The organism is Streptomyces sp. NPDC046465 (assembly GCF_040646035.1).
Taxonomy (GTDB): domain Bacteria; phylum Actinomycetota; class Actinomycetes; order Streptomycetales; family Streptomycetaceae; genus Streptomyces.
In genome coordinates, this window is the sequence record NZ_JBEYZK010000008.1 from 81,500 (window position 1) to 96,504 (window position 15,005).

General features: G+C 68.5%; 12 protein-coding genes and 1 riboswitch. Of the genes, 4 read left to right on the top strand and 8 right to left on the bottom strand.

Annotated features, from left to right (window positions below):
• Positions 1-54 precede the first annotated feature (54 nt).
• From def to ABZ953_RS14365, 3 genes are all read left to right on the top strand, one after another.
• Entirely contained in the window at positions 55-711 is a 657-nt protein-coding gene (gene def, locus ABZ953_RS14355) for a peptide deformylase (protein ID WP_361722142.1), read from the top strand.
• A gap of 312 nt (positions 712-1,023) precedes the next feature.
• Positions 1,024-2,148 (top strand): epi-isozizaene synthase, encoded by a 1,125-nt coding sequence (gene cyc1, locus ABZ953_RS14360; RefSeq protein WP_361722145.1) that lies wholly within the window; start codon positions 1,024-1,026, stop codon positions 2,146-2,148.
• Positions 2,145-3,521, top strand: a complete 1,377-nt coding sequence (locus ABZ953_RS14365) for a cytochrome P450 (protein ID WP_361722148.1) — start codon at positions 2,145-2,147, stop codon at positions 3,519-3,521. The genes cyc1 and ABZ953_RS14365 overlap by 4 nt, the downstream gene beginning before the upstream one ends.
• Before the next feature lie 67 nt (positions 3,522-3,588).
• On the opposite strand, the gene ABZ953_RS14370 is transcribed toward ABZ953_RS14365, so the two are convergent.
• From ABZ953_RS14370 to ABZ953_RS14405, 8 genes are all read right to left on the bottom strand, one after another.
• Positions 3,589-4,611, bottom strand: coding sequence for a ribonucleotide-diphosphate reductase subunit beta (locus tag ABZ953_RS14370; protein ID WP_361722151.1), 1,023 nt, complete (start codon positions 4,609-4,611; stop codon positions 3,589-3,591).
• Positions 4,611-7,046: a ribonucleoside-diphosphate reductase subunit alpha gene (locus tag ABZ953_RS14375; RefSeq protein WP_361722154.1), complete on the bottom strand. Its 2,436-nt coding sequence runs from the start codon at positions 7,044-7,046 to the stop codon at positions 4,611-4,613. Before ABZ953_RS14375 ends, ABZ953_RS14370 begins: the two co-directional genes overlap by 1 nt.
• A gap of 130 nt (positions 7,047-7,176) precedes the next feature.
• A riboswitch (cobalamin riboswitch) is annotated at positions 7,177-7,310 on the bottom strand.
• A gap of 63 nt (positions 7,311-7,373) precedes the next feature.
• The gene (locus ABZ953_RS14380) at positions 7,374-7,880 is read right to left on the bottom strand and encodes a GNAT family N-acetyltransferase (RefSeq protein WP_361722157.1); all 507 of its coding nucleotides are present in this window, start codon (positions 7,878-7,880) and stop codon (positions 7,374-7,376) included.
• Between the two features lie 99 nt (positions 7,881-7,979).
• Positions 7,980-9,623 carry a monocarboxylate uptake permease MctP gene (mctP, locus tag ABZ953_RS14385; RefSeq protein ID WP_361722160.1) on the bottom strand — a complete coding sequence of 548 codons (1,644 nt, stop codon included), beginning with the start codon at positions 9,621-9,623 and terminating at the stop codon, positions 7,980-7,982.
• On the bottom strand, positions 9,620-9,889 hold the full coding sequence (locus ABZ953_RS14390) for a DUF3311 domain-containing protein (protein ID WP_361722163.1): 270 nt from the start codon (positions 9,887-9,889) through the stop codon (positions 9,620-9,622). The genes mctP and ABZ953_RS14390 overlap by 4 nt, the downstream gene beginning before the upstream one ends.
• A gap of 110 nt (positions 9,890-9,999) precedes the next feature.
• The gene (locus ABZ953_RS14395) at positions 10,000-10,176 is read right to left on the bottom strand and encodes a YbdD/YjiX family protein (protein ID WP_361722750.1); all 177 of its coding nucleotides are present in this window, start codon (positions 10,174-10,176) and stop codon (positions 10,000-10,002) included.
• Between the two features lie 20 nt (positions 10,177-10,196).
• A complete protein-coding gene (locus tag ABZ953_RS14400) occupies positions 10,197-12,380 on the bottom strand; it encodes a carbon starvation CstA family protein (RefSeq protein ID WP_361722166.1) in 2,184 nt (727 codons plus the stop codon).
• A gap of 108 nt (positions 12,381-12,488) precedes the next feature.
• On the bottom strand, positions 12,489-13,271 hold the full coding sequence (locus ABZ953_RS14405; RefSeq protein ID WP_361722168.1) for a GntR family transcriptional regulator: 783 nt from the start codon (positions 13,269-13,271) through the stop codon (positions 12,489-12,491).
• 286 nt (positions 13,272-13,557) lie between these two features.
• Here ABZ953_RS14405 and ABZ953_RS14410 point away from each other — a divergent pair, with 286 nt between their 5' ends.
• On the top strand, positions 13,558-14,832 hold the full coding sequence (locus ABZ953_RS14410) for an extracellular solute-binding protein (RefSeq protein WP_361722171.1): 1,275 nt from the start codon (positions 13,558-13,560) through the stop codon (positions 14,830-14,832).
• The last annotated feature ends 173 nt before the right edge of the window (positions 14,833-15,005 follow it).

The following is a 15,005-nucleotide window of genomic DNA, read 5'->3' on the forward strand; positions in this document are numbered from 1 at the left end:
GTAGGCTGTACCGGCACAAACTCTTGAGGGTTACACGGAAGGCGTACGGCGGACATGGCGCAGGACACTGAGCAGCAGGCCATCGGCGGCGACGGGGTCCTCCCCGTCGACGACGAGGGCTTCGTCATCGACACCGAGGACTGCGAGGCACGCGAGACGGCCTACCGCGAGCGCGGCACGTCCCGGCCGATCACGGTCGTCGGCAACCCGGTGCTGCACAAGGAGTGCAAGGACGTCACGGCCTTCGACGACGAGCTGTCGAAGCTGGTCGACGACATGTTCGCCACGCAGCGCGTCGCGCAGGGCGTGGGCGTGGCCGCCAACCAGGTCGGCGTCGACCTGAAGGCCTTCGTCTACGACTGCATGGACGACGACGGCGTGCGTCACGTCGGCGTGATCTGCAACCCGGTGCTCCAGGACCTGCCCGCCGAGCGGCGCAGCCTCGACGACTCGGGCGAGGGCTGCCTCTCCGTCCCGACGGCGTACGCCCCGCTGGCCCGCCCGGACTACGCCGAGGTGACGGGCCAGGACGAGAAGGGCAACCCCATCAAGGTGCGCGGCACCGGTTACTTCGCGCGCTGCCTGCAGCACGAGACCGACCACCTGTACGGATACCTCTACATCGACCGCCTCTCCAAGCGGGAGCGCAAGGACGCACTGCGGCAGATGGAAGAGGGCACCCCGCGCTACCCCGTGGTGGCGAATGACTGACGCACGCGCCGCCTGAGAGGCGTGGGTACCGCGTGACACGAGCGGCCCCTGGTCGGGAACTAGCCCCTGACCAGGGGCCGTTGGCATGAATCGGCGTGAACCGCTCGTCAGTGCGAGCAAAACAGGCTGCCAGTGATCCATATTCAGTCACGTACGGGGATGTTCTCGGCACTGGGGGGTAGTGAATGGCGCAAATCTGTTCCCTGAACGGTCAGTTGTGGTGCTGAATGGAAAGCGCGGGGATACGCAACGGCGCGCGCCCGGCACGGCGGGAGGGGCGCGTGTCCTCAGGCGGTCGAAAGGGGCTCGTTCGTGCCTGCATATTCCGGAAGCACTTCACAGACACAACCACACACACAGCCACGCACACCGGGGGTCACCATCCCACCGGCGCTGGCCGTTCCGGTGATCGAAGCCACGTTCCCTCGCCGTCTGCACCCGTATTGGCCAAAGCTTCAGGAGAAGTCCAGGACATGGCTGCGCGAAATGCGCCTGATGCCCCCGGACAAGGTCGAACGGTACGCGGACAGCCTCTGCTACACCGACCTGGTCGCCGGCTACTACATTGGCGCGCCGGACGAGTTGCTCAGCGCGATAGCCGATCTCAGCAGCTGGTTCTTCGCGTGGGACGACCGGCACGACAGGGACTCGGTGCACGGCAGGACGGCACAGTGGCGGCGGCTGTGCCGAGGCCTGCACGGCACCCTGAACGACCCCCGGCAGTACCTGCACCACAAGGACCCGTTGGTCGCCGGGTTCGCGGACTGCGTCCGGCGCCTGTACTCCTTCCTCGGCCCCAGCTGGAACGCCCGGTTCGCCCGGCACTTCCACCCGGTGATCGAGGCGTACGACCAGGAGTTCAGGAACCGGGCCCTCGGCAGGGTGCCCACGGTCGAGGTGTACGTCGAGCTGCGCCGCCTCACGTTCGCGCACTGGGCGTGGATCGACCTCCTCGAACCCACCGCACGGCGCGAACTGCCGGGCTCCATAAGGAAACACCCCGCATACCGGCGGGCGGCACTGGCGACCCAGGATTTCTCGGCCTGGTACAACGACCTGTGCTCACTGCCGAAGGAGCTCGCGGGAGACGAGCTGCACAATCTCGGTATCAGCCTCATCCACCACGAGGGAATGACGCTGGAGGAGGCGGTGCGCGAAGTCCACAGACGCGTGAGCCAATGCGTCCAGGAATTCATGGAGGCCGAGCACGAAGTGCTCCTGCTCGCCGATGAATTGGTGGACGGAAGCGAACGCGGCAGGGAACTCTCGGACGCGGTGAAATCGTGTGTCTTCAATATGCGGAACTGGTTCTCTTCCGTGTACTGGTTTCATCACGAATCCGGCCGCTATCGGGTGGACAGCTGGGACGACAGGTCCATGCCCCCGTATGTGACGGAAGACGGCCTGGCGGAAAACGAACTGGTGGGTGAAGAATGAGCGTCGAATCCGCGATACCCGCATCGGCCACATCGGGCCCCGACCCGCTGCGCACCCCGCCCCTCGTCCGGGGCGGCGTGCCCCTGCTCGGCCACGCCTGGAAACTGGTGCGCGACCCTCTCGGCTTCCTCGCCGCGCTGCGCGACCACGGGGATCTCGTACGGATCAGGCTGGGGCCGAGGACGGCGTACGCGGTGTGCGCCCCGGAGCTGGTCGGCGCCCTCCTGAAGGACCCCGGCTACATCGTCGGCGGACCGCTCTGGGACACCCTGGAGGTGCTCCTCGGCAAGGGCGTGGCGACCAGCAACGGCAAGCTGCACCGGCGCCAGCGGCGCACGATGCAGCCCGCGTTCCGGCCCGAGCGGATCGCCGACTACGCCAAGGTGATGGAGGAGGAGGCGCGCGCCACGGCGGCCCGCTGGCAGCCGGGCGGCGAGGTCGACGTGAGCGCGGAGATGTTCCGCACCGCCGTGCGCATCGTCTCGCGCTCGCTCCTGGAGGTCGACTCGATCGGTGAGAAGGCGGACCGCATCGCCGATTCGCTGCACACCGTGTTCGAGGGGCTCTACCGCCGGATGGTGCTCTCGGTCGGCCCGCTCTACCGCGTGCCGACCCCGGCCAACCGACGGTTCGAGCGTGCCCTCGCCGATCTTCACGCGCTCGTGGACGAGATCATCGCGGAACGCCGCGCGGCCGGGCCCGGCGGCCCCGAGGACCTGCTCGCCGAATTGCTGCGGGCCAGGGACGAAGCCGGTGAGCCCATAGCCGACCAGGAGATCCACGACAACGTGGTATCGCTCGTCGTGGCGGGTGCGGAGAATGTGGCGTCGACGCTGGCGTGGACCTTCCATCTGCTCACCGAACACCCCGAGCAGGAAAGGCGGTTGGTTGAAGAGGTAAATGCCGTGGCGCCGGATCGGGCGATCACATTCGCCGATCTGGCAGACCTGCCGCACACCCGCAATGTCGTCACCGAGGCGATGCGTATACGGCCGGCCGCCTGGATATTCACCCGCCGGTCCGTGGCCGAAACCGAGCTGGGCGGCTATTCGATTCCAGCGGACGCGGACATCGTCTACAGCGTCTACGCGATGCAGCGCGACCCGCGTTCCTTCGAGCGGCACCTCGAGTTCGACCCGGACCGCTGGAATCCGGAACGCGCGGCCGACGTACCGGACTTCGCGATGATGCCGTTCGGCGTCGGCAACCGGAAGTGCCCCGGCGACCACTTCAGCCTGGCCGAACTCGCCCTGATCCTGGGGACGGTGGTCCCGAAGTGGCGCCTGGAGCGGGTCGAGGAGACCGACACCGGCACCCGGGTCGGCATCACCCTCCACCCCAAGCGGCTCGTCCTGCGGGCCCAGCCGCGCTGAGCACACGAGAGTGCCCGCCCCGTCGCACCGGACGGGACGGGCACACCAGGGTGCGCCGGGGGGCAGGCTAGAACTCGTCGTCGAAGGAGACCGAGCCCTCGACCGCGACCTGGTAGGCCGAAGGACGCCGCTCGAAGAAGTTGGTCAGCTCCTGGACTCCCTGGAGCTCCATGAAGGAGAACGGGTTCTCCGATCCGTAGACCGGCGCGAACCCGAGCCGCTGTAGCCGCTGGTCGGCGACGCACTGCAGGTACTCGCGCATCGAGTCGGTGTTCATGCCGGGCAGGCCCTCGCCGCACAGGTCCCGCGCGAACTGCAGCTCGGCCTCGACGGCCTCCTTGAGCATGTCGGTGACCTGCTGCTGCAGCGCGTCGTCGAAGAGCTCGGGCTCCTCCTTGCGGACGGTGTCGACGACGTCGAAGGCGAAGCTCATGTGCATCGTCTCGTCGCGGAACACCCAGTTGGTGCCGGTGGCGAGGCCGTGCAGCAGACCGCGCGAGCGGAACCAGTAGACGTAGGCGAAGGCACCGTAGAAGAAGAGGCCCTCGATGCACGCGGCGAAGCAGATCAGGTTCAGCAGGAAGCGGCGCCGGTCGGCCTGGCTCTCCAGCTGGTCCAGCTTGTCGACCGAGTCCATCCACTTGAAGCAGAACTCGGCCTTCTCGCGGATGGAGGGGATCTCCTCGACCGCGTCGAAGGCCGCCGCGCGGTCCTCCGGGTCGGGCAGATAGGTGTCGAGCAGCGTCAGATAGAACTGGACGTGCACGGCCTCCTCGAAGAGCTGACGGCTCAAGTAGAGCCGCGCCTCGGGGGAGTTGATGTGCTTGTAGAGCGTGAGCACGAGGTTGTTGGAGACGATCGAGTCGCCGGTCGCGAAGAACGCCACCAGGCGGCCGATCATGTGCTGCTCGCCGGGCGAGAGCTTGGCGAGGTCGGCGACGTCGGAGTGGAGGTCGACCTCCTCCACGGTCCAGGTGTTCTTGATCGCGTCCCGGTAGCGCTCGTAGAAGTCCGGGTAGCGCATGGGACGCAGGGTCAGCTCGAAGCCCGGGTCGAGGAGGTTCTTCTCGCTGTGTGTCGTGGAGCTCATTACTGGCAGGCCTCGCAGGACTCGGGGTTTTCCAGGGAGCAGGCGACGGCTTCTTCGGCCGTGGCCTGGGCGGGGACGGGGGCGGGGGCGGTGGCGGCCGCGTTCGAGCCGCCCGCCGCGCGCGCGATGCGCGTCGCGGGGCGCGAGCGCAGGTAGTACGTGGTCTTCAGACCCTGCTGCCAGGCGTAGGCGTACATCGAGGAGAGCTTGCCGATGGTCGGCGTCTCCAGGAAGAGGTTGAGCGACTGCGCCTGGTCGAGGAAGGGGGTCCGCGCGGCGGCCATGTCGATCAGGCCGCGCTGCGGGAGCTCCCACGCCGTGCGGTAGAGCGCGCGCACCTCCGCGGGGATCCAGTCGAATCCCTGCACCGAGCCGCTGGCCTCGCGCAGCGCCTCGCGGGTCTGCGCGTCCCACATCCCGAGCCGCTTCAGCTCCTGGACCAGGTAGGCGTTGACCTGGAGGAACTCACCCGACAGGGTCTCGCGCTTGAAGAGGTTGGAGACCTGCGGCTCGATGCACTCGTAGACGCCCGCGATGGACGCGATGGTGGCGGTCGGCGCGATGGCGAGCAGCAGCGAATTGCGCATGCCGGTCACGGCGATACGTTCCCGCAGCGCCGCCCAGCGCTCCGGCCAGGCCAGCTCGACGTCGTAGTGGTCGGGGTGCAGGACGCCGCGCGCGGTGCGGGTCTTCTCCCAGGCGGGCAGCGGGCCGCTGCGCTCGGCGAGGTCCGCGGAGGTCTCGTACGCGGCGAGCATGATGCGCTCGGCGATCCGCGTGGAGAGCGCCCGCGCCTCGGGGGAGTCGAAGGGGAGCTTCAGCTGGAAGAAGACGTCTTGCAGACCCATCGCGCCGAGGCCCACCGGGCGCCACCTGGCGTTGGAGCGGCCGGCCTGCTCGGTCGGGTAGAAGTTGATGTCGACGACGCGGTCGAGGAAGGTGACGGCGGTACGGACGGTCTCGTCGAGCCGGTCCCACGCGAGGTCGCCGTTTTCCACGAACGCGCCGAGGTTGACCGAGCCGAGGTTGCAGACGGCCGTCTCGCCGTCGTCCGTCACCTCCAGGATCTCCGTGCAGAGGTTGGAGGAGTGCACGGTGTGGCCGGGCTCGGCGGTCTGGTTCGCGGTGCGGTTGGCGGCGTCCTTGAACGTCATCCAGCCGTTGCCGGTCTGCGCGAGGGTGCGCATCATGCGGCCGTAGAGGTCGCGGGCCGACATCGTCTTCTTGGCGAGCCCCGCGGCCTCGGCCTTGCGGTAGGCCGCGTCGAACTCATCGCCCCACAGGTCGACGAGCTCGGGCACGTCGGACGGCGAGAACAGCGACCACTCCCGGTCGGCGGCGACCCGGCGCATGAACTCGTCCGGGATCCAGTGCGCGAGGTTGAGGTTGTGCGTGCGGCGCGCGTCCTCACCGGTGTTGTCGCGCAGCTCCAGGAACTCCTCGATGTCGGAGTGCCAGGTCTCCAGGTAGACCGCGGCCGCGCCCTTGCGCCGCCCGCCCTGGTTCACCGCGGCGACCGAGGCGTCCAGGGTCTTCAGGAACGGCACGATGCCGTTGGAGTGCCCGTTCGTGCCGCGGATCAGCGAACCGCGCGAACGGATGCGGGAGTACGAGAGGCCGATGCCGCCCGCGTGCTTGGAGAGCCGTGCGACCTGGTGGTAGCGGTCGTAGATCGAGTCGAGCTCGTCCTGCGGGGAGTCGAGGAGGTAGCAGGAGGACATCTGCGGGTGGCGGGTGCCGGAGTTGAAGAGCGTCGGCGAGGACGGCAGGTAGTCCAGGCGGCTCATCAGGCCGTACAGCGAGGCGACTTCGTCGACCGCGCGGGAGCTGTCGCTCGCGGTGTCCCAGTCGGTCTCGGCCAGGCCGCTCGCCACGCGCAGCATGAAGTGCTGCGGCGTCTCGATGACGTGCCGGGTGATCGGGTGGCGCAACAGGTAGCGGCTGTGCAGCGTGCGCAGGCCGAAGTAGCCGAAGCGGAAGTCGGCGCCGTCGGCGAGCGCGCTCTCCACGAGCGCGTCGAGCCGGGGAGCGTGCGCGGTCACGAAGGAGGCGGTGCGGTCGGCGATCAGGCCCTCGCGGTGGCCGACCGCGATCGACTGCGTGAAGGAGCGCACGCCCTGCGAGGCGGCCTCGGCGGTGATGGAGAGGGAGAGCAGCCGGGCGGCGAGCTTGGAGTACGCCGGGTCCTCGGAGATGAGCCCCGCGGCCGCCTCGGTCGCGAGCTCCCTGAGCTCGCTCTCGTCGGCCCTGGCCGACCGGCCGCGCAGCGCGGCGGCCGCCACCCGGCCGGGATCGGCGTCGGGGAGGTCGGCGGTGAGGTCGGTCAGGGTGCGCAGCAGCGCGGTCCCCGGCGCGTCGTTACCCTCGGGGCTTTCAGCGCTGTCACTGGGCCGCGATGCCAGCACTGACGCAGGTTCGGCAGGCGCGATGGTCACGTGGAGCTCTCCCTCGCTCGGCTCCGGGGCCTGAGGGAGAGATCGGTACACACGGGCACACCCGGGCAGGGCGGCACACCGCGTCCACCGGCCCATTCCACGAGGCCCGGACGGTCGGCACCCGGGCCGGACGACACGGGTGCGCTGCGGCAGGTCTTCGGACTCCGCGTACGACAAATGCGTACACGTCTACCGTTGCGGGACAGTTCCGGACTTGCACCGGATTCCCCTGCGGCGACAGCGAGCACGAGCATACATCTTGTGTCGCACTACTGAAGCAGGCCCACATCTTGTGTCGGATCGCGAGGCGGGCCCGGACGGTGGCCCCTAGAGTGTCAATGCGTAGGCGAGCAGCGGGAGGCCGGGGATCGGGTACCAGTCGCGCTCCGGGGCCCGTGCGAAGCCGAGGCGTTCGTAGAGCCGGTGGGCGGTCCGCATGGAGGGCGAGGAGGACAGGACGAGCCGGGTCCGGCCCGCTTCCCTGGACCGTTCGACGCAGCCGCGCACCAGGAGTTCGCCGACGCCGCGGCCGCGCGCCGTAGGCGAGACCGCCAGCATGCGGATCTCCGTCTCGCCGTCCCGTGCGATGTCGGCCATGGGGCCGCCGGACGGCACGAACGTCACGCCGCCCAGGAGGGCGTGGGGCGCCCCGCCGTCCGCCGCGGCCACCAGGATCTCGGCGTGCGCCGCGCGCCCCGCCACGTCCCGCAGCACGTGCAGATACCGGTCCGCCGCCCCGTGATCCAGATGCCCGCCGTCGAGATAGGCCTGCGCGGTGAGGTCGCCCAGCGTCTCGTACTCCTCGGGGCGTGCCCGCCTGATGGTGATGTCCATGCAGCGCAGTGTGCAACACGGGCACGGCAAAGGGCCGCCGGTTTTCCGGCGGCCCCTGTCACGTGCGGGTCCCTGTTACTGGCGGAAGGGGGGCGGGACTCAGTGCCCGGCGCCCGCGGTCGCCGTCGGCAGCTCCTGTACGACGCCGGGGTCGCCCGCGTCGGCCGTGTAGTCCTCCGGGGAGGTCTCGTCGATGCCGTCGGGGGCCTTCAGCGCCTTCAGGACGAAGGTGAGGACCACGGTCACGACCACGTTCAGGACGAACGCGGTCAGGCCGATGTAGCCGATCTCGCCGATGCCGGGGATCTCGTCGGACGAGCCGCCGAAGTGCTTCTGGGTCGGCGACGCGACGCCGTACGCGGCGAGCGTTCCGTAGGCCATGCCGACCGCCCAGCCGGCGAGCAGCGCCCAGCGGTGGAACCACCGGGTGAAGAGGCCGCCGACCAGCGCGGGCATCGTCTGCAGGATCCAGATGCCGCCGAGCAGCTGGAAGTTGATCGCGACCGTCTTGTCCATGGTGAGGACGAAGGCGAGCGCGCCGACCTTCACCAGGAGCGAGACCAGCTTGGAGACCTTCATCTCCTGCTGCGGTGTCGCGTCCGGCTTGAGGAAGTCCTTGTAGATGTTGCGGGTGAAGAGATTCGCGGCCGCGATCGACATGATCGCGGCGGGGACGAGCGCGCCGATGCCGATGGCGGCGAACGCGACGCCCGTGAACCAGTCGGGGAACATGTTCTCGAACAGCTGCGGAATCGCCAGCTGACCGTTCTCCACCTTCACCCCGGCCGCGATCGCCATGAACCCGAGCAGCGCGAGCAGGCCGAGCATCAGCGAGTAGAGCGGCAGGATGGTGGTGTTGCGGCGGATCACGTTGCGGCTCTTGGAGGAGAGCGTCGCCGTGATCGAGTGCGGGTACATGAACAGGGCGAGCGCGGAGCCGAGCGCGAGCGTCGCGTAGGTCCACTGTCCGCTCTGTCCGGGCGCGAGACCCGCGACGGGCTTGCCCGCCGCCTCGTTCGACGCCGAGAACTTGTCACTCGCCGCCCGGAAGATCTCGTCGAAGCCGCCGAGCTTGATCGGGATGTAGATGATGGCGACGGCGATGACGAGATAGATCAGGCCGTCCTTCACGAACGCGATCAGTGCGGGCGCGCGCAGACCGGACGAGTACGTGTACGCGGCGAGCACCGCGAACGCGATGAGGAGCGGCAGGTCCTTGATGAACCAGTTGGTGTCGGGACCGCCGCCGACGCCCATGACGTCGAGCACGGCCTGGATGCCGACCAGCTGGAGCGCGATGTACGGCATCGTGGCGAGGATGCCGGTGACCGCGACGGCCAGCGAGAGCCCCTTCGAGCCGAACCGTCCGCGCACGAAGTCGGACGTGGTCACGTATCCGTGCTTGTGCGAGACCGACCAGAGGCGCGGCAGGAAGGTGAAGATCAGCGGATAGACGAGGATCGTGTACGGCACCGCGAAGAAGCCCGCCGCGCCTGCCGCGTAGATCGCCGCGGGGACGGCCACGAACGTATAAGCGGTGTAGAGGTCGCCGCCGAGCAGGAACCAGGTGACCCAGGTGCCGAACGACCGGCCGCCGAGGCCCCATTCGTCCAGGCTCTCGGTCTCGGCCTTGCGCCAGCGCGCGGCCAGGAAGCCCATCGCCGTGACGGCCACGAAGAAGAAGATGAAGACGGCGAGGGCGATGCCGTTCACGCCGCCCGTTCCCGATGCGAGTGTGGTCACTGTCCGGCACCCCCCTGGGCCTGCTCGGCCTTGCGGGCGCGCTGGTCACGCTGCCACAGCTTGTACGCGATCATCGTGAGCGCCGTGGAGATGAGCACCCACAGCATCTGGTACCAGTAGAAGAACGGAATGCCGATCAAGGTCGGGTCCACCTTGGCGTAGGAGCTCACCCACAGCATCGCCACGAAGGGCGCGACGAGACAGACGGCGATGACCACGCGGACCGGTGTGACGACCGGTCTGTTCACTTCAGGCGCATCTGACATATCGCGGCTCCGTTCCCTCACTTATCCCATGCTTAACGTGCGGGAAATCTAAGCCACAGTCTCGCGGTATGGAACCCCCGTCCGGATAACGGACGGGTGAATGTCCCTGCTCAGCAGCAGCGGAACCCCTGACGGGGGTCCGACTCCTGGAGGTCTGTCCGCATGCGCTCAAAAGTGCGGCGGCTGGGGACGGTTGCGGTGGGATGGTCCGCGCGCATATGAGCCACGTACCGTTCGTACGCCGACTCGTCGGTCAACTCCCTGACGTACCAGCGCATCCAGCGCATGCCCCGCAGCAGCAGCGCCGTCACGAGGACGCCCCGGCCCCGGGCCCGGCGGCGGCCCGCTGTTCCCGGGAAGCCTCCTGCGCCTCTTGGGCCTCCCGTGCCTCCCGCTTCTCCTCGCTGGTCGCGAAGAGCCCGGCAGGCGCGGTCAACTTCGACTCCACGTACGGCGCTTCCTTCAGGCGAGTGGCTCCGGGAGCGCGGACGTGCTTGATGCACACCCGTGCCGCGTCCAGGATCACGATGACGACGAGCAGCGCGAGCGCCGCCGAAAGGACGCCGTCCACCGTGGAGTTGGTGACGACGGTGTGCATGTCATCCATCGACTTGGCGGGCGGCAGGACCTTGCCCTCGTCGATGGCGTCCTGGTAGTTCGCGCGCTGCTGGAAGAAGCCGACGCGCGGATCGCTCGAGAACACCTTCTGCCAGCTCGCGGTGAGCGTCACCGTCGCGTCCCAGGCGAGCGGGATCCCGGTGATCCAGGCCCACTTGAGACGCCCGGACTTCACGAGCAGCGTGGTGCAGACGGCGAGGGCGACGGCGGCGAGGAGCTGGTTGGCGATGCCGAAGACCGGGAAGAGCTGGTTGATGCCGCCGAGCGGCTCGTGCACGCCCACCCACAGGAAGTAGCCCCACAGACCGGTGACCGCCGCGCTGGTCAGGAGCAGTCCCGGCTTCCAGCTCAGGTTTTTGAAGGGCTTGTAGACGTTCCCGAGCATGTCTTGCAGCATGAAGCGGCCCACGCGCGTGCCCGCGTCGAGCGCCGTCAGGATGAACAGCGCCTCGAACATGATCGCGAAGTGATACCAGAAGGCCCGCAGCGAGCCGCCGGTGACCTTCGAGAAGATCTCCGAGACGCCGACCGCGAGCGTGGGCGCGCCGCCGGTGCGCGAGAGCAGCGAGGACTCCTCGACGTCCTTGGCGGCCTGCGCCAGATCGGCCGGGGAGATGGAGTACCCGAAGCCCGCGACCGCCTTCGAGGCCTCCTGGACGGTCTGGCCGACCACACCGGCCGGTGCGTTCATCGCGAAGTACAGGCCCGGGTCGATGACCGAGGCCGCGACGAGCGCCATGACCGCGACGGACGACTCCATCAGCATGGAGCCGTAGCCGATCATCCGGACCTGCGTCTCCTTCTGGATCATCTTCGGCGTCGTGCCCGAGGAGATGAGCACATGGAAGCCGGAGAGTGCGCCGCAGGCGATGGTGATGAAGACGAAGGGGAAGAGCGAGCCCGCGAAGACCGGGCCGTCGCCGCGCGAGGCGAAGTCGGTCACCGGGTCCATCTTCAGCGTCGGCAGGGTGATCACGACGCCGAGCGCGAGCAGCAGGATGGTGCCGATCTTCATGAAGGTGGAGAGGTAGTCGCGCGGCGCGAGCAGCATCCACACCGGCAGGATCGAGGCGATGAACCCGTACGCCACCAGCCAGATCACCAGCGTCGACGGCGCCAACGTGAAGGTGTCCGCGAGCGAGGACTCGGCGACCCAGCGCCCGGAGACCAGCGCGAGCAACAGCAGGGCGACGCCGATCAGGGAGACCTCGCTGACCCGGCCGGGGCGAAGGACCCGCAGGTAGAAGCCCATGAGGAGGGCGATCGGGATGGTCATCGCGATGGAGAAGGTGCCCCAGGGCGACTCGGCGAGCGCGTTGACGATGACCAGCGCGAGCACCCCGAGCAGGATGATCATGATGGCGAAGGTGGCGAGCAGCGCGGCGGCCCCGCCGAACGGGCCGATCTCCTCGCGCGCCATCTGCCCGAGCGACTTGCCGTCGCGCCGCGTCGAGAAGAACAGCACGACCATGTCCTGCACGGCGCCCGCGAGGATCACGCCGACGATGATCCAGATGGTGCCGGGCAGATATCCCATCTGGGCGGCGAGGACCGGGCCCACCAGCGGTCCGGCGCCCGCGATCGCCGCGAAGTGGTGGCCGAGCAGCACCCGGCGGTCGGTCGGGTGGAAGTCGATGCCGTTGTCGAGCCGTTCGGCCGGGGTGGCCCGCTTCTTGTCGACCTTCAGGACCCGGTAGGCGATGAACTTGGAGTAGAAGCGGTACGCGACGGCATACGAGCCGAGGGCCGCCGCCACCATCCAGGCGGCCGACACCTCCTCGTCGCGGGCGAGGGCAAGGACGGTCCAGCCCGCGGCGCCGACCAGCGCGACGAGGGACCAGATGACGATGGATCGGGGGTTCGCTCTGCGCACCGGGTCGTCCTCCCGTTCATCAGGCGATGACGGGAGGAACGTAGAACAGCGACGTGAGCCGCGCCAGACCTCGGACGGGTGGAGAGCGTCAGCCGGTGGCTCTGAGCGTCAGTCGGTGGGTCTTTTGAGCCGGGCGACGAACTTGTACCGGTCGCCGCGGTAGACGGAGCGCACCCACTCCACCGGCTGGCCGCCGCCGTCCAGCGAGTGGCGCGAGAGCAGCAGCATCGGCAGGCCGACGTCGGTGCCGAGCAGGCCCGCCTCGCGCGGGGTGGCGAGCGAGGTCTCGATGGTCTCCTCGGCCTCCGCGAGATGCACGTCGTACACCTCGGCGAGCGCCGTGTAGAGCGAGGTGTACTTCACCAGGGAGCGGCGCAGGGCCGGGAAGCGCTTCGCCGACAGGTGCGTGGTCTCGATGGCCATCGCCTCGCCGTTGGCGAGCCGGAGCCGCTCGATGCGCAGCACGCGGCCGCCGGCGCTGATGTCGAGCAGTCCCGCGAGGGTGTCGTCGGCGGTGATGTAGCCGATGTCGAGGAGCTGCGAGGTCGGCTCAAGGCCCTGGGCCCTCATGTCCTCGGTGTACGAGGTGAGTTGGAGGGCCTGCGACACCTTGGGCTTGGCGACGAAGGTGCCCTTGCCCTGGATGCGCTCCAGGCGGCCCTCGACGACCAGCTCCTGCAGCGCCTGGCGCACGGTGGTGCGGGAGGTGTCGAACTCGGCGGCGAGCGTGCGCTCCGGCGGGACGGGGGTGCCGGGCGGCAGCGTTTCGGTCATGTCGAGCAGGTGCCGCTTCAGGCGGTAATACTTGGGCACGCGCGCGGTGCGGCCGACCCCGGAGCCCTCCGCGGGCACGCCCAGATCGGCTCCTGTGCTGCCCGCTTCGGTGCCCATGATTGACCTTCCCGGCTCCTGTGCTGCTGCCGTCACCGGCTCCTCCGTCTGTCGCGGCTCACATCGTGGCACGGTACGGGCCGAGCAGACTCTGCCTGCTCAGGTGTCGGTCCGATAACGGACGCGACAGCCCTTCTTATACACCCTTGACACCCCTAAAGGTCTAGGCCAAGCTCCCCGTACTGGTCTACACCATTAAAGACCAGGTTCCAGTCCCACGGGCAGATCTCGGTCCATTCGGTCGCTGCGGGTGGGGGGTTGACTGGCATCCCTTGAGGAGGGTGACGTGAAGCGCAAGCTCATAGCGGCCATCGGTGTCGCGGGCATGTTGGTCTCGGTCGCGGCGTGCGGCAGTGACGACGACGACAAGAAGGCCGGGGGGGCCGACAGCTTCAAGGGTGAGACCCTGACGCTCTGGGCGATGGACGGTTCGACGCCCGACCAGTGGCAGAAGGACGTCACGGCCGCCTTCGAGAAGAAGACCGGCGCCAAGCTGAAGTTCGAAGTCCAGCAGTGGAACGGCATCCAGCAGAAGCTGACCACCGCCCTCTCCGAGGAGAACCCGCCGGACGTCTTCGAGATCGGCAACACCCAGACCGCCGCGTACGCCAAGACCGGCGGCCTCGCCGAACTCGGCGACCTCAAGGAGTCGATCGGCGCCGACTGGACCGAGTCGATGAACAAGGCCTCGGTCATCGACGGCAAGCAGTACGCCGCCCCGTGGTTCGTCCTCAACCGCGTCGTGATCTACAACAAGAAGATCTGGGCCGACGCCGGCATCAAGAAGACCCCCAAGACCCGCGAAGAGTTCCTCAAGGACCTCAAGCAGATCGGCGCGAAGACCGACGCCGAGCCGCTCTACATGCCGGGCCAGTTCTGGTACCACTTCGTCGGCCTGACCATCGGTGAGGGCGCCGAGCTGGTCAAGAAGGACGGCGACAAGTACGTCTCCAACCTGGGCGACCCGAAGGTCACCAAGGCCATGAAGACGTACCAGGAGTTCCAGAAGCTCTCCAAGGCCCCCAAGAACAAGGACGAGGCCACGCCGCAGCAGGGCGAGGTCTTCGGCAAGGGCAAGACCGGCGCGATGATCGCCATGCCGTGGGAGGCCGCGCTGGCCATCAAGACCGACAAGAAGATCGAGAAGGACATCGGCTACTTCACGATCCCGGGCGCCACGGCGGACAAGCCCGAGGGTGTCTTCCTCGGCGGCTCCAACCTCGCCATCGCCGCGACCAGCAAGAAGCAGGAGCTCGCCAAGGAGTTCCTGAAGATCGCGCTGTCCGACAAGTACGAGGGGCAGTTCGCCAAGGACGGTGGCGTCATCCCGAACAAGGAGTCCCTCGGGTCCTTCCTCGCGGGCAACCCGGCCGCCAAGGCCATGACGCCCGCCACCCCCGGCGGCGGCATCACCCCGCTGATCCCGGAGTGGGGCGCGGTCGAGAACCCGCCGAACCCGATCAAGAACTACATGACCGCCGTGCTCAACGGTAAGGCGCCTGCCGACGCCGCCAAGCAGGTCGAGGGCGAGCTCAACAAGCGCCTGTCGCAGAAGCAGTAAGGACGCGTGCCCTGCCGGGGGCGGCGGGTGACACGACCCCGCTGCCCCCGGCGTCACCATGCGCACCCCACGTTCTCCCGCGCTGCCCACAGCGTCCCCCGCGCTGATCCCGGCGCCCCGCGCTGCCCACAGCGTCTCCCGCGCTGCCACAGCGTCTCCCGCGCTGGACCCGG